Here is an 18,946-nt window from a genome sequence, read left to right as displayed (position 1 = left end):
CCGCGCGGCGGGCCGGCGCGAGCGACGGATGCGCCGGGCTCAGTCGGTCGTCGTCGTCGCGGGCGGCGCGTGGTCGTCGCGCACCGCCGCGGGGCGGCCGCGGAGCCGCTCGAGCGCGGCCATCAGGTGGTAGATCACGAGGGTCGCGACCGTGCCGAGCACGATGCCGCCGAACGAGATCTGCCCCGAGGCGAGCGTGAAGTCGGCGATCGCCACGATGAGGCCGACGCCGGCGGCGAACTGGTTGCGCGGGATCGAGAAGTCGACCTTGTTCTCGACCCAGATGCGCACGCCGATGATGCCGATGAGGCCGTAGAGCGCCGTCGTCACGCCGCCGAGCACGCCGTCAGGAGTGGCGAAGATGACCGCGCCGACCTTGGGGCTCAGGCCCAGGAGCACCGCGGTGATCGCGGCGATCCAGTAGGCGGCCGTCGAGAACACCCGGGTCGCGCTCATCACGCCGATGTTCTCGCCGTAGGTCGTCGTCGGCGAGCCGCCGAACGCGCCAGCGATCGTGGTGGCGATGCCGTCGGCGAAGAGCGCGCGGCCGGCGAGCGGGTCGAGGTCGCGGTCGAGCAGCTGGCCGACGCCCTTGACGTGCCCGAGGTTCTCGGCGACGAGCGGCAGCACGACCGGCACGAACATGAGGATCGCCGGCAGCAGTGCGGGATCGAACGTCGGCGACGTGAAGGTCGGGAGCCCGATCCACGCGGCGTCCTCGATCGCCTCGAGCTTCTCGGGGTCGACGCGGCCTGTCAGCAGCGCGATGACGTAGCCGAGGACGACGCCGAGGAGGATGGCGAGGCGTGCGACCATGCCGCGGAAGAGCACCGACGTCAGCACGATCGCGAGCAGCGTGATGGCCGCGAGCAGCGGGTCCTTCACGAAGTTGTCGCGCGCGGCCGGGGCCAGGTTGAAGCCGATGAGCGCGACGATCGTGCCCGAGACGACCGGCGGCATGACGGCGCCGATCCAGCGGGTGCCCGAGAAGTGCACGATGACGCCGACGAGCGCGAGCAGCAGCCCGACGAGGATGACGCCCGAGAGCGCGAAGCCCGGCCCGCCGATCTCGGTCGCGGCTCCGATGGGCGCGAGGAACGCGAACGACGAGCCGAGGTAGCTCGGCAGCCGGTTCTTCGTGATCAGGAGGAAGAGCATCGTGCCGAGCCCTGAGAACAGCAGCGTCGTCGACGGCGGGAAGCCCGTGATGATCGGCACGAGGAAGGTCGCGCCGAACATCGCCACGACGTGCTGCATGCCGAGGCCGATGGTGCGGGGCCAGGCGAGCCGCTCCTCGGGGAGCACGAGGTCGGATGCGGTCAGTCGCGACGCGTCGCGGAGGCGCCAGGTGAACATGTGGTTCCTTCGGTGTTCCGGGCGGCGGCGACCGCCTCTCGGATCGTAGTCCGCAGTCATCCGCTCGGGCGACGCGCACCGCGCGCGATCCGGGCTAGCGTCTCGAGGTGCTCTCGACGATCCTCGCCGGCTACCCCTGGCTCGCGCCCGCGGCGCTCGCCGCGCTCGCGCTGCTGTCGCCGCCCATCGGCGCGCTGCTCGTCGGTCGGCCGCGCGCCGCGTGGACCCTCGCCGCCCTCGCGGTGCTCGCCGTGCTCGTCGCGACGCTCAGCCCGACGGGCCGCGAGCTCGAGGCGGGTTGCGTCCTCGTCGTCGAGGCGCGGCTCACGGCCCCGGAGCCGCTCGCGAACGTCGTGCTCACGGTGCCGCTCGCGCTGCTCGTCGGTGTCGCGAGCCGCAGGCCGGCGCTCGGCGCCGCCGTCACCATCGTGCTCGCGCTCGCGATCGAGGCCGTGCAGGCGCTCGTGCCGGCGCTCGGCCGCTCGTGCGCTGCCGACGACGCGCTCGCGAACGGCGTCGGCGCCGCGGTCGGCGCGCTGCTCGCGGTCGCGGCGCTCGCGATCGCGCGGCGAGCGCGGCCGGGCGCGGACCGCCCGGCCGACCGACGCATCCGCACCCCTCAGTAGGCCTGCTCGCGCTGCTCGGTGACGACGTGCAGCAGCACGAAGCGCCCGCCCTCGCGCCACAGCCGCAGCGCCTCCTCGACCGCGGCCGGCACGTCGGCGTCGCGCTCGACCGCGATCCCGTGCCCGCCGTAGGCGCGCGCGAGCATCGCGAAGTCGGGGTTCTCGAGCTGCGTGCCCGAGACGCGGCCCGGGTGGCGCCGCTCCTGGTGCGTGCGGATGGTGCCGTACTCCTGGTTGTCGACGAGCACCACGAGCGGCGTCGCGCCGACCTGGGCGGCGGTCGCGAGCTCCTGCCCGTTCATGAGGAACTCGCCGTCGCCCGCGATCGAGACGACCTGCCGCTCGGGGAAGTGCAGCGAGGCGGCGACCGCCGATGGGATCGAGTACCCCATCGACCCGTTGCCGCAGCTCACCATCGAGGGGTAGGCGCGGGTGGGGAAGTAGCGGTGCGCCCAGTTGGTGTGCTCGCCGGCGCCGAAGGTGACGAGCGCGTCGTGCTCGAGCTGCGGCACGAGGTGCGCCATGACGGTCGCCATCGAGGCTCGGCCCGCGCCCGGCGCCGGGTCGGGGAGCGTGCTGAAGGCGACCTGCTGCTCGCGCAGCCGGGCGGTCCACTCGGCGCGGCGATCGTCGGGCGCGAGCTCGATCCGCTCGAGGTCGCGCGCGAAGGCGCTCGGCCGAGCGAGGATGTGGTGGCTCACGGCGCCCGAGCGGCCGCGCAGGGTCGGGTCGATCGAGACGAGGAAGTTGCGGCGCTCCCAGCCCTGCCGCACGAGGAAGCCGTTCGTGATGACGTCGCCGGGGAGCGTGCCGACGAAGACGAGCAGGTCGCACTCCTCGAGCACGTCGAGCGTCGGCTTCGGGCGGCCGTAGCCGATCGGGCCCGCGTAGGAGGGCGAGTCGAACGGCACGATGCCCTCGGTGCGCCACTCGGCGACCGCTGGCAGGCGGTGCCGCTCGAGCCAGCGGGTGAGCCGGGCGGATGCCTCGGCGTCCCAGTCGCTGCCGCCGGTGACGAAGAGCGGCTTCTCGGCGGTCGCGAGGGCGTCGCGCAGGGCGTCGAGGTCGTGCGCGGTCATGCCGCCGTCGGCGACGGGCAGCTGCGGTTGCGGGTGCCGCTCGATCGACTCCCGGATGACGTCCTCCGGCAGCCCGACGACGACCGGCCCCGGGCGCCCGGCGCGAGCGAGGAACAGCGCGTCGGCGACGACCTCCTGCGCCCGCTCGGCGACGTCGAGCGTGACGACGCTCTTCGCGCCGGCGGCGAACCAGCCGTCGACGTCGAACTCCTGGAACGCCTCCTTGTGCCGGTGCGCGAGCGGGATGAGGCCGATGAACAGCACCATCGGCGTCGAGTCCTGCCACGCGGTGTGCACGCCGACGAGCGCGTTCGCCGCGCCCGGCCCGCGCGTCACCATCGCGATGCCCGGCAGCGGCCCGAGCTTGCCCTCCGCCTCGGCCATGTAGGCCGCGCCGCCCTCGTGGCGGCACACGACCGTCTCGATGCTCGAGTCGTGCAGCCCGTCGAGCACCTCGAGGTAGCTCTCGCCCGGCACGACGAAGGCGCGCCGGATGCCGTGCTCCTCGAGCACGCGGACGATCGCGTGGCCCGCGGTCTCGGTGGCGGGGTGGGGATGCGTGGGTTCGGCCTGGCGCGTCGGCGCGGGCATGAGCTGGGTCAAGAGTGCTCCAAGTTTCGGCAGGAGTGATGCGAGGTGTGAGTCGCCATCGCGTCGGGCGGGTCGCCGAGCGGGCTCTCGCGGGGCCGGGAGGCTCGCGGTGGCGAGCGGGGCCGAGGGGTCGAAGGTGCCGAACCGCTCCCGACGCTACGCGCCGAGCCGACCCGAGCGGCTGATCCCGCCGCGCGAAAGATCCCAGTATCTTCACCCCGCGCCAAGACGAGCGCGGCTTCCCGGGCCGCAGAGTGCCGACACTCTGCGGTCCGCGCCCGTCGAGAACGACAGAGTGCCGACACTCTGCGGTCCGCGCCCTTCGCGCAAAGTGCCGGCACTCTGCGCGAAGGGCGCCTCGCCCGCGTGGGCGGTGCGCGCTAGGTTCGCTGCGTGATCGAGCACATCGCGGTGCGTGGCGCGCGGGAGAACAACCTGCAGGGCGTCGACGTCGACATCCCCAAGCGGCAGCTGAGCGTCTTCACCGGCGTCTCCGGCTCCGGCAAGTCGAGCCTCGTGTTCGGCACGATCGCGGCCGAGTCGCGTCGCCTCATCGACGAGACCTACGACGCGTTCGTGCAGGGCTTCATGCCGCCGTCGCCCCAGCCCGACGCCGACAGCCTCGAGGGGCTCACCGCGGCGATCCTCGTCAGCCAGGAGCAGATGGGCGCGAACTCGCGCTCGACCGTCGGCACCGCGACCGACGCGTACACGATGCTCCGCGTGCTCTACTCGCGCGTCGGCACGCCGCGGCTCGAGTCGTCGGTGATGCTCTCCTTCAACGATCCGCGCGGCATGTGCCTCGCGTGCGAGGGCCTCGGCCGCGTCTCGACCATCGACGTCGACGTCATCGTCGACCGCTCGAAGAGCCTCAACGAGGGCGCGATCGACTTCCCGAACTACGGCGTCGGCACGTGGTACTGGAAGATCTACGCCGACTCGGGCCTGCTCGACCCCGACAAGCGGATCGCCGACTACACCGACGACGAGCTGCACACCTTCCTGCACGGCGAGGAGCGGAAGGTCGCGTTCGCCGGCTTCAACATGACCTACGAGGGCCTCATCCCGAAGCTCCGCAAGAGCGTCTTCGTCAAGGACGTCGACTCGATGAAGCCGACGCTCCGCGCGATCGTCGAGCGCGCCGCGACCTTCGAGGCGTGCCCTGAGTGCGGCGGCTCGCGGCTCAACGCCGCCGCGCGCGAGGTGCGCGTGCAGGGCGTGACGATCGCCGAGGCGACCGCGATGCAGCTCACCGACCTCGCCGCCTTCGTCGCCGCCATCCCGCCCGACGCCGGCGGCGCCGCGACCGCGCCGCTGCGCGCGAAGCTCGTCGACCTGCTCGAGACCTTCGACGCGATCGGCCTCGGCTACCTCTCGCTCGACCGCCCCGCGGGCAGCCTCTCGGGCGGCGAGGCGCAGCGCACCAAGATGGTGCGCCACATGGGCTCGGCGCTCACCGACGTCACCTACGTCTTCGACGAGCCGACCGCCGGCCTCCACCCGCACGACGTGCAGCGCATGAACGAGCTGCTCCGGCGGCTGCGCGACAAGGGCAACACCGTGCTCGTCGTCGAGCACAAGCCCGAGGTGATGGCGATCGCCGACCGCGTCTTCGACCTCGGCCCGGGCGCCGGCGTGCACGGCGGCCGGGTGGTGTTCGAGGGCACCTTCGACGAGCTGCGGGCCTCGGGCACGCGCACGGGCGAGCACCTCGAGCACCGGCAGCAGCTGAAGGCGGAGGTGCGCACGCCCGCAGGCCGGCTCGAGATCCGCGACGCGCGCGAGCACAACCTGCAGGGCGTCGACGTGGATGTGCCCACGGGCGTGCTCGTGGCCGTCACGGGGGTCGCGGGCTCGGGTAAGTCGTCGCTCATCCACGGCTCGCTGCCGCGGGACGGCGTCGCGTTCGTCGACCAATCGGCGATCAAGGGCTCGCGGCGGTCGAACCCCGCGACCTACACGGGCATCCTCGAGCCCATCCGCAAGGCCTTCGCGACCGCGAACGGCGTCAAGCCCGCGCTCTTCTCGGCGAACTCCGAGGGCGCGTGCCCCGAGTGCAAGGGCCTCGGCGTCATCTACTCCGACCTCGCGTTCATGGCCGGCGTGACGACCCCGTGCGAGCTGTGCGGCGGTCGGCGCTTCACGGCGGAGGTGCTCGAGTACGAGCTGCGCGGCAAGTCGATCGGCGACGTGCTCGACATGTCGATCGAGGAGGCCGCCGGCTTCTTCACCGAGAAGCAGGTGCGCCCGATGCTCGGCCGGCTGGTCGACGTCGGCATCGGCTACATCACGCTCGGGCAGACGCTCACCTCGCTCTCGGGCGGCGAGCGGCAGCGGCTCAAGCTCGCGATCGAGATGGGCACGACCGCCGACGTCATCGTGCTCGACGAGCCGACGACGGGCCTCCACATGGCCGATGTCGACAACCTCATCCGGCTGCTCGACCGCATCGTCGACGCCGGGCGCACGGTCATCGTCATCGAGCACAACCTCGACGTCGTCTCGCGCGCCGATTGGCTCATCGACCTCGGGCCCGGCGCGGGTGCGCAGGGCGGACGCGTCGTGTTCGAGGGCACGCCGATCGCGCTCGCGACGGAGCCCGGCGACTCGCTCACCGGCCGGCACCTCGCGAAGCGGCTCGCGGCGGTGTGACGCGGCTCAGTCGATCAGGCGTGTGAGCTCCCTCACCGCGTCGGCGACCGCATCCGGCCGGTCGTTCGCGATGTAGTGGCCCGAGCCCTCGGCGGTCGAGATCCGCAGGTCGGCGGCCGTGCCGCGCCAGGGCCCGAGCGTGGCCTCGGTGAGCACCGGATCCTCGCCCGCGAGCACGATGCGCGTGGGCAGCGCGAGGTGGCGCCCGTCCCACGCCCCGCGGCTCATCGCCGCCATGCCGGGCAGGATGAGCCGACGGTAGATCGCCGAGAGGCCGCGCGCCTTCTCGGGATCACGCCAGACGGCGAGGAACGCCTCTTGCTCGGCCTCGTCGAAGGTCTCGCGCTGCCAGTCGAGCATGTAGCGCACGATGCGCTGCTTGCCGGTTCGCGCGCTCCATGCGCCGACGCCGGGCGTCGCGAGCACCGGCTGGAACCACACGCGCCACAGCTGCGTCAGCATCGCGCCGGTCGGCCGCGTCCACGGGTGCGGGGAGCCGAGCGCGACGAGCCCCGCGATGCGATCGGGGTGGTCGAACGCGATGCGCCAGCCGAGGAAGGCGCTGTAGTCGTGGGTGACGAGCACGGGCGGCTCGCCGCCGAGCGCGTCGAGCAGGCCCAGGACGTCGTGCAGCTGCGAGTCGACGTCGAACCCGTGCCGGGGCGACTCGCTCCAGCCGGCCCCACGCAGATCGGGCATGTGCAGCCGGTGGTCGCCGGCCAGCTCGGGCACGACGCGCCGCCACTCGAACCAGTGCTGCGGGGAGCCGTGCAGCAGCAGCACGGGCCTGCCGCGACCCGCCTCCGCGACGTGCATCGAGAGATCGCCGACCCGGATGCGTCGGTGCGTCGCGCCTGCCAGCTGCGGCATGGGCGCGGTGGTCGTCGTCGTCATGGCCGCACGGTACTACGGCTATAGTAGACACGCCACTACGGATGTAGTCCTACAGTGGCATCGTGACCTCGACTCGAGAACGCATCGTCGCCGCAGCGCTCGAGCTGCTCGGCACGGAGGGTGCGCGGGCGCTCACGCATCGCCGGGTCGACGAGCGGGCGGGCCTCCCGCAGGGCTCCACGTCGAACCACTTCCGCACCCGTGCCGCGCTGATCGACGGCGCGTCCGACGGGCTCGTCGCGGCGGAGCTGCAGGGGATGCGGCCGATGGATGCGACGACCGTCGAGGAGCTCGTCGAGCAGGCCGCGCGAGCGATCGAGCTCGTGACCGGAGCGCTGCGCACCGCCACGGCGGCGCGGCTCGCCCTCTTCCTCGAGGCGGATCGCGACGAGCGGCTGCGCTCGAGGATCAGCGCCTCTCGCGCCGCGTACGTCGAGGTCGTCGTAGCCGCGATGCGCGCGGTCGGCGCGGCCGATCCCGCGGCCGGAGCGGAGGCGCTCATGGCCGCGAGCGAAGGCGTCATCCTGCACCGGATCGCGCGCCACGACGAGCGCGATCCCCGGCCGCTGCTCGAGGTGGTCGTGCGCGGCGCGCTCGCGCTCCCAGCCACCCGCCCGGCCGCGATGCCGGAGGCTCCCGAGCAGTCGACGTAGACTCCGCGGCATGCAGATCACCGCCCTCCGCGACGAGTCGACGTTCGTCGACCTCCAGGGCGTCACGATCCACCTCTACAAGTGGCAGCCGGGCCGGCCGAAGGCGGCGGTGCTCATCGCGCACGGCCTCGGCGAGCACGCGCTGCGCTACGAGCACGTCGCGCAGCGGCTCGTGCAGGCGGGCTACGCGGTGTGGGCGATCGATCAGCGCGGGCACGGCGCGACGGGGGTCGAGCAGCAGGGCGGCGACCTCACGAAGCTCGGCCGGCTCGGGCCCGGCGGCATGCGCGCCGTCGTCGGCGACCTCGTCAACGTGCTCAAGCGCATGCGGGCCGAGCACACGACGATCCCGATCGCGATCGTCGGGCACTCGTGGGGCTCGCTCTCGACGCAGATCCTGCTCAACAGCCGCAGCGACCTCGTCGACGCGGCAGTGCTGAGCGGCACCGCCTACCGCGTGCCCGGCTGGATGAACGCCGGCGACCTCAACGCCCGTCACGCGCACCTGGGCTCGACCGGCTACGAGTGGCTCTCGCGCGATCCCGCGATCGTCAGCGCCTTCGTCGACGACCCGCTGACCTTCCCCGCGAAGGTGCTCCCGCTCTTCGGCGTCGCCGACGGCACGCGCCTCTACGGCGTGCCGAAGCGCATCCAGCCGCCCATCCCGCTGCTCATCGCGGGCGGCTCCGACGACTCGCTCGGCGGCGCCAAGTCGATGCGGCGGCTCGCGGAGGCCTACCGCCGGCGCGGAGGCCTCGACGACGTGACGCTCACGATCTACCCCGGCGCGCGGCACGAGATCTTCAACGAGATCAATCGTCAGAAGGTGCTCGACGACCTCACCGCGTGGCTCGACGAGCGCCTCTTCGAGCCTCGGATCGAGACGCCCGGCGCCTAGGCTGTCGAGGTGGCCGAGCCGTGGATCCCCGACGTGCTCGGTGCCCCGTTCGAGCAGCGCACGCTCCCGCTCGGCGACGATGCCGAGGGGCAGGTCGTCGCGACGCTCGTGCGCCGCCTGCCGGGGTGGGGGCAGCGGATGCTCGGACCGCTCCGCGACGTCGACGTGCTGTACGTGCACGGCTGGTCCGACTACTTCTTCCAGGCCGAGCTCGCGCAGTCCTGGAACGACCTCGGCGCGCGCTTCTACGCCCTCGACCTGCGCAAGTACGGCCGGTCGCTGCGCGACGGGCAGACGCCCGGCTACGTCGACTCGCTCGACGCCTACGACGCCGACATCGCGGCGGCGCTCGACGCGATCGGCCACGACGGCGAGCTGCGCTCCCGCCGCCTCGTGCTGCTCGGCCACTCGACCGGCGGGCTCACGCTCACCCTCTGGGCTGCGAGACACCCCGGCGTCGCCGCCGCGCTCATCCTCAACAGCCCGTGGCTCGAGCTGCAGACGGGCGCGCTCGCGCGGCAGGCCATCGCGCCGCTGCTGCGCGCGCACGCGCGCGTTGCGCCGCTCAGCGCACCGCCCGCGATCGAGCTGAGCACCTACGCGCGAGCGCAGCGCGAGATCGGCTCGCTCCCGACCGCCGAGGGGCGCGAGCGCTGGCGGCCGGCGGAGGCCTTCGCGATCCTCCCCGGCTGGCTCAACGCCGTGCTCGCGGGTCACCAGCGGATCGCGGCCGGCGTCGACGTCGGCTGCCCCGCGCTCGTGCTGCTCTCGGCGCGCTCGACGCCGCCGTTCCGGTGGGTCGACGAGCTCACGAGCTCCGACTCGGTGCTCACGGTCGACGACATCGCGCGCGCGGCGACGCGGATCGGCTCGGTCGTCACGATCGCGCGGATCGACCGCGCGATCCACGACGTGTTCCTCTCGTGGCCCGAGCCGCGCGCCGAGGCGTACGGCGTCATGCGCGCGTGGGCGACGGCCACGCTGCGCGCGCCGCGCTCCGCCGGCCCGCGCTCGAGACGCGCATCCGCCTAGGCTGAGGGCCATGCACGGCGAGTACAAGGTCCCCGGCGGCAAGCTCGTGGTCGTCGACCTCGAGGAGCAGGACGGCCGCATCGCCGGCTTCCGGCTCGCGGGCGACTTCTTCCTCGAGCCCGACGACGCGCTCGGCACGATCGACGCCGCGGTCGACGGCCTGCCCGTCACCGCGACCGCCGCCGAGATCGGGGAGGCGATCAAGCGGGCGCTGCCGCAGGACGCGGTGCTGCTCGGCTTCACGCCCGAGTCGGTCGGCGTCGCGATCCGCCGCGCGCTCCAGCACGCGAGCTCGTTCAGCGACTACGAGTGGACGATCATCGACGACGAGCCGCGCCTGCCGATCGTGCACGTCGCGCTCGACGAGGTGCTCACCGAGGCCGTCGGCGCGGGCTCCCGCGGGCCGACCCTGCGCTTCTGGAACCTCGCGGGGCCCGCCGTCTACCTCGGCTCGTTCCAGTCGTACCGCAACGAGGTCGACCCCGAGAACGCCGAGCGCCACGGCATCCCCGTCATCCGCCGCATCACGGGCGGCGGCGCGATGTTCTCCGAGCCCGACAACGCGATCACCTACTCGCTCTACGTGCCGGGCGACCTCGTGCAGGGCATGAGCTTCCAGGACTCCTACGCGTTCCTCGACGCGTGGGTCATCGAGGCGCTCAAGGGACTCGGCATCGACGCGTACTACGCGCCGCTCAACGACATCACGTCGGCGCGGGGCAAGATCGGCGGCGCCGCGCAGAAGCGGCTCGCCTCCGGCGCGGTGCTGCACCACGCGACGATGTCCTACGACATCGACGCCGACAAGATGACCAAGGTGCTGCGCATCGGGCGAGAGAAGCTGAGCGACAAGGGCACGACGAGCGCGAAGAAGCGCGTCGACCCGCTCAAGTCGCAGACCGGCATGCCTAAGGCCGAGGTGCAGGAGGCGCTCAAGGGCACGTTCCGCCGGCTCTACGGCGGCACCGAGGGCGCGCTCACCGAGGCCGAGCTCGCCGAGGCCGAGGAGCGCATCCGCTCGAAGTTCGCGACCGAGGAGTGGCTCCACCGGGTGCCGTGAGTCCGGCGGGCCCGAGGGCCGATCCGCAGGAACCCGGCCTTACGATCATCGCACCATGGACTTCTCACTCGCGCTCACGCCCGACCTCCTCGCGATCTTCCTCACGCTCTTCGTGCTCGAGATCGTCCTCGGCGTCGACAACGTCATCTTCATCTCGATCCTCGCCGCGAAGCTGCCCGAGTCGCAGCAGGCGAAGGCGCGCACCCTCGGGCTCACCCTCGCGATGGTCATGCGCGTCGGTCTCGTGCTGCTCGCCGGCTGGATCATCACGCTCAACGACGACCTCTTCACCGTCTTCGGCATGGGCTTCTCGGGCCGAGAGCTCATCCTCATCGGCGGCGGCGGCTTCCTGCTCTACAAGGCGATCCACGAGATCCACCTCAAGCTCGAGGGCGAGGAGGAGTCGCACGGCTCGAACGCCGCCAAGGCGACGTTCGGCGCCGTGCTCGCGCAGATCCTCGCGATGGACCTCGTCTTCTCGCTCGACTCGGTCATCACCGCCGTCGGCATGACGAGCAACATGATCGTCATCATCAGCGCGGTCGTCATCTCCTTCGGCATCCTGCTCTTCGCCGCGCGCTACATCTTCGAGTTCGTCAACCGCCACCCGACGGTCAAGATGCTCGCGCTGTCGTTCCTGCTGCTCATCGGCGTCTTCCTCATCGCCGAGGGCTTCGGCTTCCACATCGACAAGGCGTTCATCTACGGCCCGATGGTGTTCGCGGTGCTCGTCGAGGGCCTCAACCTCGCGGCGGCGGCGCGCCGACGCAAGCGCGAGGGCGCGAAGGACGAGGCCGTGCGGCTCCACCTGCGCACGTACGCCGGCCCGGTGCGGGGCAGCGTGCCGCTCGGCCCGCTCACCCGCTCCCAGGCGGCCGCGGCGAGCGCCGAGGCGCCGGTCGGCGACGACGCGCGACGGGACGGCGGCGCCTGAGCCTTGTCGCCCATCCGCCCGCAGGGTTGGATGGGCGGCATGACCGAACCTGCAGCGCCCGGCACCCACGTCGTCGTGGGCGACGACTCCGACCGCTCGCGCTTCGAGGCGCACATCGGCAGCCAGCTCGCCGGCGTGCTCTCCTACGCGGACGACGAGGAGGCGGGGGAGCGCACGCTCCAGCACACCGTCGTCGGCGAGGCGTTCGGCGGGCACGGCGTGGGCAGCGCGCTCGCCGCCTTCGCGATCGCGGAGGCGCGCGAGGCGGGTCGCCGCATCGTGCCGCAGTGCACGTTCGTGCAGCGCTGGCTCGAGAAGCACCCCGAGCAGGCCGACGTCGTCGCGCATCCGTACAAGCCGTCCACGGCGTAGCCGCGCGCTGCGCCGGAGGCGCGAGCGGCTGATCGCGCCATGAGCGGATGCTGGGCCTCGGCGCCTTCGAACAGGCTTGGCTCAAGAGTCGCCGAGAGCGCTGGGGGACAGCGCGGACGGTGTTACGTTGCCCGTGCGCGCCGTCGACGAGGACGGCCGACACGGGCCGGGGGACTCCCTTGAAGCAGCAGCTGGTGGCGGTGCTGACCGCCGCGATGGTAGGCATCGGCGTCATCGCCGCCGCGCCGACGCCGGCGGTCGAGCCGCCCGAGGTGCCGGCGCAGATCGAGCGCGTCGCCGCCGTCTTCGACGGCATCAACGCCTACCGCGCGGCGAAGGACCTCGAGCCGCTGCTGTTCTCGCCCGAGATCTCCGAGGGCTCGCTCGAGTGGAGCCTCGAGATGGCCGAGACGGGGGTCTTCGCCCACAGCCCCGACCCCGGTTCGCACCTCCCGCGCGGTTCCTCGCGCGAGGGCGAGATCATCGCATCGCGCTGGGATCGCGACGCGCTCGGCCTCGTCGACCAGTGGATCGCGTCGCCGTCGCACGAGGCGGCGCTCACGCGCGACTACACGGTCATGGGCGTCGGCATCGCGATCGGCGACGAGGGCAAGATGTACGGCACCGTGCACTTCGGGCTCTACCGCGACCCGGATGCGATCGACGCCTTCGTCGACGTGCGCGCGTGGCTCGATGCCATCGGCGCCGAGGCCGCGGCGAGCGTCGAGCCGGCGGCGCCGCCCGTGCCGACCGGGCCGACGGTGTCGCGCGTCGCGGGCGCCGATCGCTTCGAATCCGCCGTGCTGCTCTCGCGCCGCTACAACGACCCGGCGACGGTGCAGACCGCCTACCTCGTCTCGGGCGAGGCCTTCGCCGATGCGCTGAGCGCCGCGCCCGCGGCGGCCCAGCCGGGCGGCGCGCTGCTGCTGACGCAGCGCGAGCAGCTGCCGGCGGCCGTCGGCGAAGAGCTCGCACGACTCGCTCCCGCGAGGGTCGTCGTCGTGGGCGGATACGGCGCGATCTCGGCGGGCGTCGAGACCGCCGTCCGGGAGCTCGTGCCGCTCGCGCAGGTCGACCGCATCGCGGGTGCCGACCGCTACGCCACGAGCGCCGCGATCGCGCGCGACGCGTTCCCCGGCTCGGCGGAGGCCTTCGTCGCCTCCCGCTTCGCGGATGCGCTGAGCGCCGCCCCGATCGCCGCGCAGAGGGGCGCGCCGGTGCTGCTGACGCCGCCCGGTGAGCTCGCGCCGGCGCTGCGCGACTTCCTCGGCGAGCGCAGCCTCGTCTCGATCACCATCGCCGGCGGAACGCCGTCGGTCTCGATCGCGACGGAGCGCTCGATCATCGAGGCAACGGCCCTGCGGCCCTCGCGCCTCGCGGGCAGCGACCGCTTCGCGACCAACGTCCTCGCGGCCAGACGGGGTTCGGTCGCCCAGCGGGAGACGGTGCTGCTCGCCCCGGGCTACGACTTCCCGGACGCGCTCGCGGCCGCCGCGCTCGCGAACCGCGTGGGACCGCTGCTGCTGACGGCCCCATCGTGCGTGCCGGCCGGCACGCTCGCGATGCTCGAGAGCACCTACCGCCCGAGCGAGGTGGTCCTGCTCGGCACCGAGGCGGACCTCGGTGCGGGGGTCGCGGCGCTCGAGCACTGCGGCTGACCGCCGCGTGAGGGCCCTCCGATGCGCGGCCGGTCGAGGTGTCGTACGATGGGGGCGCTGCGAGAGCGGCACTGCGGATGTAGTTCAATGGCAGAACTTCAGCTTCCCAAGCTGATAGCGCGGGTTCGATTCCCGTCATCCGCTCCACGAGGCCCGGTCGACGACCGGGCCTTCGCCGTGTCCGCTCGTTAGGCCGTCGCCGCCCGCCGCACCGCGAGCTGCAGGATCGCCACGCCGGTGCTCGTGGTGTCCGCCCGCCGCAGCTCGAGGTCGCGCCGCGGCCCCTCGCCGAACAGTCGCGTGCCGCTGCCGAGCGTGACGGGGTGCACGAGCAGCACGAAGCGGTCGACGAGCCCCGCCGCGTGCAGCGCCCGCACGAGCTCGCCGCTGCCGAGGATCGAGAGCTCCCCGTCGACCTCTTGCTTGAGCCGCGCGACGGTCTCGACCGCCTCGCCGTGCAGCAGCGTCGACGAGGGATGCGCGACCGGCGCGCCCGAGCGCGAGGCGACCCACTTGGGCGTGCGCCGCAGGAAGTCGCCGAAGGGGTTCGGCTCGGGCGCCGAGAGCCAGTGCCCGACGACGTCGTCGTAGGTGCGGCGGCCGAGGAGCATGCCGCTCGTCGTCGCCATGCCCTCGCCCATGATCGCCAGCTGCTCGTCGTTCGCGAACGGCGCCGCCCAGCCGCCGTGCGCGAACCCGCCCCTCGTGTCCTCCTCGGGCGCGGCGGGTGCCTGCATGACGCCGTCGAGCGTGATGCTCTCGGTCGCGGTGATCGTGGCCATGCGCCGACCCTGCTCGCCGAGCCCGCGCGCGTCAATGCTCGAGTTCCCGTCAGCTCGGTAGCTGCAGCGGCTGCAGCACCCCGAGCCGCAGCCAGAGGAGCGGGGCGACGACCGAGAGCGCGACCGTCAGCAGCAGCGTCAGCACCACGACGACGTACTGCACGCGCCGCCGCCCGTGCGAGATGCGGCGGAAGCCCCACGCGACCGGGATGCCCACGAGCGCGACCATGATCGCCACGGTCGGCGCGACCCAGTGGGGGATGCACGCGAGCACCGCGAGCGCCGCGACGCCGACGGCGATCGGCCACATGCGCGGCTCGCGCCGCGCGCGCCGCTCGAGCTCCGGCGGCGGCTCCCACGGCAGCTCCGGCACGGGCACGGGCCCCGCGTCCAGCGGGGCGGATGCGTCGGCGGGCTCCCGCGGCGGGCGGATCCCGCGCGTCCACGGTGCGGCCGCCGACGGGGCATCCGGCTCGGCGCGACCGTCGCCGCCTGCACCCGCTGCCGCACGGCGCTCGGGCGGCGCCCAGCGTGCCGCGTCGTCGTCGTGCCCCTCCACGCATCCATCGTGGCAGGCGGCACGCGCGCCGTCTCCGCCCCGGGCGGTTCAGGGGAGCGGCGGCAGCTGCAGCCCGCTCGGCCCCGTCATGGGCGGCGGTTCGCGCCTCGCGCGCGCGGCGGTGAGCGCGACGCCCGCCGAGGCGATGATCACGAGCGCGATCGCGAGCAGGTCCCAACCGGTCAGCAGCTCGCCGATGACGAGGAAGCCGAACAGCGCCGCCGACGCCGGTTCGAGCGCCATGAGGATGCCGAACACGCGCGTCGGCACGCGCCGCAGCGCGAGCAGCTCGAGGCCGTAGGCGATCGCGCTCGAGAGCATCGCGATCCCGAACGCCGGCAGCAGCACGCTCGGGTCGGCGGCGACCGCGTCGATCGCGCCCAGGAGCCCGAAGGGCAGCACCGCGACGGCCGCGATGACGAGCGCACCCGCGAGCCCGCCGACCCCCGGCACCCGCTGCCCCACCTGCGCCGAGGCGAGGATGTAGGCGGCCCAGCACGCGCCCGCCGCGAGCGCGAGCAGCACGCCCACCGGGTCGAGGTCGCCGCCGATCGACTGCACGCCGATCACGCCGACGCCGAGGGCCGCGACGCCGACCCACGCGAAGTCGACCGCCCGCCGCGACTGCACGAGCGCGAGCACGAGCGGACCGAGCAGCTCGACCGTCACCGCGACCGCGATCGGGATGCGGGGGAGCGCGAGGTAGAACAGCAGGTTCATGCCCGCGAGCGTGAGCCCGAGGAAGACGATCGAGCGCCACGCCGCGGCGTTCCACGAGCGGATGCGCGGGCGCGCGATCGCGAGGACGACGAGCGCGGCGAAGACGAGGCGCAGGAGCGTGAGGCCGGCGGGGTCGATGCGGTCGAGCACCGTCTTCGCGATCGACGCGCCGAGCTGCACCGAGGCGATCGAGCCGAGCACGAGCAGCACGCCCACGAGCAGCCCGCCGGTCGGGATCCCGCGCAGGAGGGAGCGGGCGGAGGCGGGCACCCCTCCAGGGTAGGACCGCGATCCGCCGCGCCGCCGCGTCACGCTCGAGGATGATCTTCGGGCGAGCCTGTTCCGCTCCTGTGGCGCGAGCCCCAGGATGTGGCTATGGATCGTCCCTCCTGCCGCCGGCGCCCGCGATGAGCGCGCCCGCGAGCCCCGGCGCGCCCGAGCCGCTGCCGGCATCCCCCGTCTTCGTCGACCCGGTCGCCATCGACCCCGCGCGCCCGCACGACGGCGTCGACCTCGCCGCCGACGGCATCGTGGTCGACGGCCTCCGGCGCAGCTTCGGCGGCGTGCACGCGGTGCGCGCCATGACCTTCCACGCGAAGCCCGGCCGGGTGACGGGGCTCATCGGCCCGAACGGCGCGGGCAAGACGACCCTCATGCTCATGCTCGCGTCGCTCCTCGCCCCCGACGCCGGCACGATCCGCGTCGCGGGCGCCGACCCCGTGCGCGACCCGCGGGCCGTGCGCCGCGCGATGGGGTGGATGCCCGACGTGCTCGGCACGTGGCGCACGCTCTCGCCGCGGCAGATCCTCGTCACCGTCGGGCGCCTGCACGGGCTGCCGGAGCGCGTCGCGCGGGATCGCGCCGACGAGCTCATCGTGCAGGCGCGGCTCGAGGAGCTCGCGAACCGGCCGAGCCGCGTGCTCTCGCGCGGCCAGCAGCAGCGGCTCGGGCTCGCTCGCGCGCTCGTGCACCGCCCGCGCGTGCTGCTGCTCGACGAGCCGGCCGCCGGTCTCGACCCCACCTCGCGCGTCGAGCTGCGCGAGCTGCTGCGCGGCTTTGCCGCCGCGGGCGGCACCGTGCTCATCTCGAGCCACGACCTCTCGGAGCTCGACGAGATCGCGCAGGACGCCGTCTTCGTCGACCGCGGCGAGGTCGTCGGCGGCGAGCGGCTCGTGCTCGCCCGGCAGGCGGCTCGCGAGTGGCGCGTGCGCGCGCTCGACCCGCGGGCGCTGAGCTACCAGCTCGCGAGCATCGGCGTGGCCTTCGACCGCGTGCGGCTCGAGGGCGACGTCGCCTTCATCGCGCTCGACCGCGAGGAGCACGCCGCCGACCTGCTGCAGCGGCTCGTGGCCGCGGGCGTGCCGATCGTCCACTTCGCGCCCGCCGTCGGCGACATCGAGCGCACCTACCTCGGACTCGCGGGAGGCCGCCGATGAGCCAGACAGCGACGCTTCCTCCCGAGGCGCCGGCGCCCGTGCAGCCTCCCGCGCGCGGGCTCGGGGCGTGGTTGCGGATGCTCGGCGTGGTCGTGCGGCTCGAGCTCGCGCAGCGCGTGCGGAGCGTGGCCTGGTACGTGCTGCTCGTCGTCGTCGGCCTCGTCGTCGGCGGTGTCATCGTCGTGCTGTTCCTGTCGCTCGCCGGCTACCAGCGCGACCTCGGCGGCGCGATCTTCTCGACCACGATCTTCCTCGTCATGCTCGTCACCTCGCTCGTGACTCCCGCGCTGAGCGGCAACGCCATCAACGGCGACCGCGACGGCGGCACGCTCGCCGCGACCCAGGTGACGCAGGTGACGGCCGGGCAGCTCGTGCTCGGCAAGGTGCTCGGTGCGTGGATCGCCTCGCTCGGGTTCCTGCTCGTCTGCACACCGTTCATGCTCGGCTCGGCGATGCTCGGCGGGCTGCGCATCGAGGCCGTCGCGATCGCGATCCCGGTCGTCGTGGTCGAGATCGGCGTCGTCTCGGCGATCGGCGTCGGGCTCTCCGGGCTCATCCGCCGGCCCGTGCTCTCGACGGTCGTCACCTACCTCGTCGTCGCGTTCTTCAGCGTCGGCACGCTCATCGGCTTCGGCGTCGCGACGATCGCCTTCCAGAGCGAGGAGACCTACAACGAGGTCGAGTGGGACTGGGACGAGACGACCGATGCGACGACGTGCCGCGTCACCGATCGCACGTTCGAGACGACCGTGCCGCGGCCCGATCGCGTGTGGCCGCTGCTCGCCGCGAACCCCTACGTCATCCTCGCCGACGCCGTGCCGCCGCACTTCGACGCGAGCGGCTACCCCGACGACCTGCTCGGCCAGATCGCAAGCGGCGTGCGCTACGCCCAGCTCGAGCCGGTGCAGGAGGAGTGCCCCGAGATCCTGCCGAGCGGGGCGTGGCAGGGCGAGACGGCCGAGGAGGTCTACGAGCGCACGGTGCCGAGCTGGTTCGTCGGGCTCGCCATCCACCTCGCGCTCGCGGCGCTCGCGGTATGGGGTGCGATCGGCGCCGTGCGCGCTCCCGCTCGCACGCTCGCGCCGGGCAGCCGCATCGCATGACATCCGCGATGATGAGGGCATGACGCTGCCTCCCAGGGCCGAGGCCATCCGGCGAGAGCTCGCCGCGCTCGGCATCGACCGCGACATCATCCGCTTCCCCGAGGGCACGCACACGGCGAAGGCCGCGGCGGCGGCGCTCGGCATCGACGTCGGCGCGATCGCCAATTCGCTCATCTTCTGGATGGCGGATGCGCCCCTGCTCGTGATGACGTCGGGTCGCCACCGCGTCGACACGGCCGCGCTCGCCGCGCAGCTCGGCGACGGGCCGATCGAGCGCGCGACGCCCGAGCAGGTGCGAGCCGCGACCGGCCAGGTCATCGGCGGCGTCGCGCCGCTCGGGCACCCCGCGCCCATCCGCACGATCGTGGACGTCGCGCTCGCCGACTACGAGCAGCTCTCGGCGGCGGCCGGCACGGCCGACACCGTCTTCATGCTGACCTACGCCGAGCTGCTGCGCATCACGGGCGGCGAGGAGCGCGTCGTCGGCGACTAGTGCGGTGGGAGCAGCGGTGCTGGACCTCCAGCCCCGCCACAGGAGCCC

At 73.3% G+C, this 18,946-nt stretch carries 18 protein-coding genes and 1 tRNA gene; 13 read left to right on the top strand and 6 right to left on the bottom strand.

Going from position 1 to position 18,946, the window contains the following annotated elements; all coding sequences use genetic code 11:
* Positions 1 to 39 precede the first annotated feature (39 nt).
* A complete protein-coding gene (locus JQT67_RS12210) occupies positions 40 to 1,356 on the bottom strand; it encodes a uracil-xanthine permease family protein (protein ID WP_208065005.1) in 1,317 nt (438 codons plus the stop codon).
* A gap of 107 nt (positions 1,357 to 1,463) precedes the next feature.
* On the opposite strand from JQT67_RS12210, the gene JQT67_RS13675 reads away from it, so the two are divergent.
* Positions 1,464 to 1,982, top strand: coding sequence for a VanZ family protein (locus JQT67_RS13675; protein WP_208065003.1), 519 nt, complete (start codon positions 1,464 to 1,466; stop codon positions 1,980 to 1,982).
* Here the strand turns inward: JQT67_RS13675 and JQT67_RS12200 are convergent.
* Positions 1,976 to 3,652, bottom strand: coding sequence for a thiamine pyrophosphate-dependent enzyme (locus tag JQT67_RS12200; protein ID WP_208065037.1), 1,677 nt, complete (start codon positions 3,650 to 3,652; stop codon positions 1,976 to 1,978). The two genes, JQT67_RS13675 and JQT67_RS12200, sit on opposite strands and share 7 nt — an antisense overlap.
* A gap of 393 nt (positions 3,653 to 4,045) precedes the next feature.
* Between JQT67_RS12200 and JQT67_RS12195 the strand changes: the two genes are divergently transcribed.
* The gene (locus tag JQT67_RS12195; protein WP_208065001.1) at positions 4,046 to 6,304 is read left to right on the top strand and encodes an excinuclease ABC subunit UvrA; all 2,259 of its coding nucleotides are present in this window, start codon (positions 4,046 to 4,048) and stop codon (positions 6,302 to 6,304) included.
* A gap of 6 nt (positions 6,305 to 6,310) precedes the next feature.
* Here JQT67_RS12195 and JQT67_RS12190 read toward each other — a convergent pair whose 3' ends face one another.
* Complete coding sequence (locus JQT67_RS12190; protein WP_208064999.1) at positions 6,311 to 7,198, bottom strand: alpha/beta fold hydrolase; 888 nt, start codon at positions 7,196 to 7,198, stop codon at positions 6,311 to 6,313.
* Between the two features lie 62 nt (positions 7,199 to 7,260).
* Between JQT67_RS12190 and JQT67_RS12185 the strand changes: the two genes are divergently transcribed.
* The 8 genes from JQT67_RS12185 (at position 7,261) to JQT67_RS12150 (ending at position 13,952) form a co-directional block, all read left to right on the top strand.
* The gene (locus JQT67_RS12185) at positions 7,261 to 7,851 is read left to right on the top strand and encodes a TetR family transcriptional regulator (protein ID WP_307864330.1); all 591 of its coding nucleotides are present in this window, start codon (positions 7,261 to 7,263) and stop codon (positions 7,849 to 7,851) included.
* A gap of 10 nt (positions 7,852 to 7,861) precedes the next feature.
* Positions 7,862 to 8,749, top strand: a complete 888-nt coding sequence (locus JQT67_RS12180; RefSeq protein WP_208064998.1) for an alpha/beta hydrolase — start codon at positions 7,862 to 7,864, stop codon at positions 8,747 to 8,749.
* A gap of 9 nt (positions 8,750 to 8,758) precedes the next feature.
* Complete coding sequence (locus tag JQT67_RS12175; RefSeq protein ID WP_208064996.1) at positions 8,759 to 9,781, top strand: alpha/beta fold hydrolase; 1,023 nt, start codon at positions 8,759 to 8,761, stop codon at positions 9,779 to 9,781.
* A gap of 10 nt (positions 9,782 to 9,791) precedes the next feature.
* On the top strand, positions 9,792 to 10,841 hold the full coding sequence (locus JQT67_RS12170; RefSeq protein WP_208064994.1) for a biotin/lipoate A/B protein ligase family protein: 1,050 nt from the start codon (positions 9,792 to 9,794) through the stop codon (positions 10,839 to 10,841).
* 55 nt (positions 10,842 to 10,896) lie between these two features.
* Positions 10,897 to 11,775 (top strand): TerC family protein, encoded by an 879-nt coding sequence (locus JQT67_RS12165; RefSeq protein ID WP_208064992.1) that lies wholly within the window; start codon positions 10,897 to 10,899, stop codon positions 11,773 to 11,775.
* A 39-nt stretch (positions 11,776 to 11,814) separates the two neighbouring features.
* The gene (locus tag JQT67_RS12160) at positions 11,815 to 12,147 is read left to right on the top strand and encodes a GNAT family N-acetyltransferase (protein ID WP_208064990.1); all 333 of its coding nucleotides are present in this window, start codon (positions 11,815 to 11,817) and stop codon (positions 12,145 to 12,147) included.
* Positions 12,148 to 12,341: 194 nt separating this feature from the next.
* The gene (locus tag JQT67_RS12155; RefSeq protein ID WP_208064989.1) at positions 12,342 to 13,805 is read left to right on the top strand and encodes a cell wall-binding repeat-containing protein; all 1,464 of its coding nucleotides are present in this window, start codon (positions 12,342 to 12,344) and stop codon (positions 13,803 to 13,805) included.
* 73 nt (positions 13,806 to 13,878) lie between these two features.
* Positions 13,879 to 13,952: transfer RNA gene (locus JQT67_RS12150), tRNA-Gly, on the top strand.
* 41 nt (positions 13,953 to 13,993) lie between these two features.
* On the opposite strand, the gene JQT67_RS12145 is transcribed toward JQT67_RS12150, so the two are convergent.
* The 3 genes from JQT67_RS12145 to JQT67_RS12135 are packed head-to-tail and all read right to left on the bottom strand — an operon-like array spanning position 13,994 to position 16,136.
* Positions 13,994 to 14,587, bottom strand: a complete 594-nt coding sequence (locus tag JQT67_RS12145; RefSeq protein ID WP_021011482.1) for a dihydrofolate reductase family protein — start codon at positions 14,585 to 14,587, stop codon at positions 13,994 to 13,996.
* Positions 14,588 to 14,636: 49 nt separating this feature from the next.
* The gene (locus tag JQT67_RS12140) at positions 14,637 to 15,146 is read right to left on the bottom strand and encodes a hypothetical protein (RefSeq protein ID WP_208064987.1); all 510 of its coding nucleotides are present in this window, start codon (positions 15,144 to 15,146) and stop codon (positions 14,637 to 14,639) included.
* A gap of 48 nt (positions 15,147 to 15,194) precedes the next feature.
* On the bottom strand, positions 15,195 to 16,136 hold the full coding sequence (locus JQT67_RS12135; RefSeq protein ID WP_208064985.1) for a DMT family transporter: 942 nt from the start codon (positions 16,134 to 16,136) through the stop codon (positions 15,195 to 15,197).
* A 137-nt stretch (positions 16,137 to 16,273) separates the two neighbouring features.
* On the opposite strand from JQT67_RS12135, the gene JQT67_RS12130 reads away from it, so the two are divergent.
* From JQT67_RS12130 to JQT67_RS12120, 3 genes are read left to right on the top strand one after another with little or no spacing between them, the layout of a single operon-like run.
* Positions 16,274 to 17,302, top strand: a complete 1,029-nt coding sequence (locus JQT67_RS12130) for an ABC transporter ATP-binding protein (protein WP_208064983.1) — start codon at positions 16,274 to 16,276, stop codon at positions 17,300 to 17,302.
* On the top strand, positions 17,299 to 18,405 hold the full coding sequence (locus tag JQT67_RS12125; RefSeq protein WP_208064981.1) for an ABC transporter permease: 1,107 nt from the start codon (positions 17,299 to 17,301) through the stop codon (positions 18,403 to 18,405). The genes JQT67_RS12130 and JQT67_RS12125 overlap by 4 nt, the downstream gene beginning before the upstream one ends.
* Before the next feature lie 19 nt (positions 18,406 to 18,424).
* Complete coding sequence (locus JQT67_RS12120) at positions 18,425 to 18,898, top strand: YbaK/EbsC family protein (protein ID WP_208064979.1); 474 nt, start codon at positions 18,425 to 18,427, stop codon at positions 18,896 to 18,898.
* The last annotated feature ends 48 nt before the right edge of the window (positions 18,899 to 18,946 follow it).

The organism is Agrococcus sp. TF02-05, assembly GCF_017565345.1.
In the GTDB taxonomy this organism is placed as follows: Bacteria; Actinomycetota; Actinomycetes; order Actinomycetales; family Microbacteriaceae; genus Agrococcus; species Agrococcus pavilionensis.
The sequence above is the reverse complement of the archived record's forward strand: the minus strand, read 5'-3'. Positions and strand labels throughout refer to the sequence as shown.

Excerpts from the sequence above, each read along its gene's own strand:
- JQT67_RS12120 (WP_208064979.1), top strand. The coding sequence starts at position 18,425 with ATGACGCTGCCTCCCAGGGCCGAGGCCATCCGGCGAGAGCTCGCCGCG.
- JQT67_RS12165 (WP_208064992.1), top strand. The coding sequence starts at position 10,897 with ATGGACTTCTCACTCGCGCTCACGCCCGACCTCCTCGCGATCTTCCTC.
- JQT67_RS12210 (WP_208065005.1), bottom strand. The coding sequence starts at position 1,356 with ATGTTCACCTGGCGCCTCCGCGACGCGTCGCGACTGACCGCATCCGAC.
- JQT67_RS12170 (WP_208064994.1), top strand. The coding sequence starts at position 9,792 with ATGCACGGCGAGTACAAGGTCCCCGGCGGCAAGCTCGTGGTCGTCGAC.
- JQT67_RS12180 (WP_208064998.1), top strand. The coding sequence starts at position 7,862 with ATGCAGATCACCGCCCTCCGCGACGAGTCGACGTTCGTCGACCTCCAG.
- JQT67_RS12125 (WP_208064981.1), top strand. The coding sequence starts at position 17,299 with ATGAGCCAGACAGCGACGCTTCCTCCCGAGGCGCCGGCGCCCGTGCAG.
- JQT67_RS12200 (WP_208065037.1), bottom strand. The coding sequence starts at position 3,652 with ATGCCCGCGCCGACGCGCCAGGCCGAACCCACGCATCCCCACCCCGCC.
- JQT67_RS12160 (WP_208064990.1), top strand. The coding sequence starts at position 11,815 with ATGACCGAACCTGCAGCGCCCGGCACCCACGTCGTCGTGGGCGACGAC.
- JQT67_RS12145 (WP_021011482.1), bottom strand. The coding sequence starts at position 14,587 with ATGGCCACGATCACCGCGACCGAGAGCATCACGCTCGACGGCGTCATG.
- JQT67_RS12130 (WP_208064983.1), top strand. The coding sequence starts at position 16,274 with ATGAGCGCGCCCGCGAGCCCCGGCGCGCCCGAGCCGCTGCCGGCATCC.
- JQT67_RS12190 (WP_208064999.1), bottom strand. The coding sequence starts at position 7,198 with ATGACGACGACGACCACCGCGCCCATGCCGCAGCTGGCAGGCGCGACG.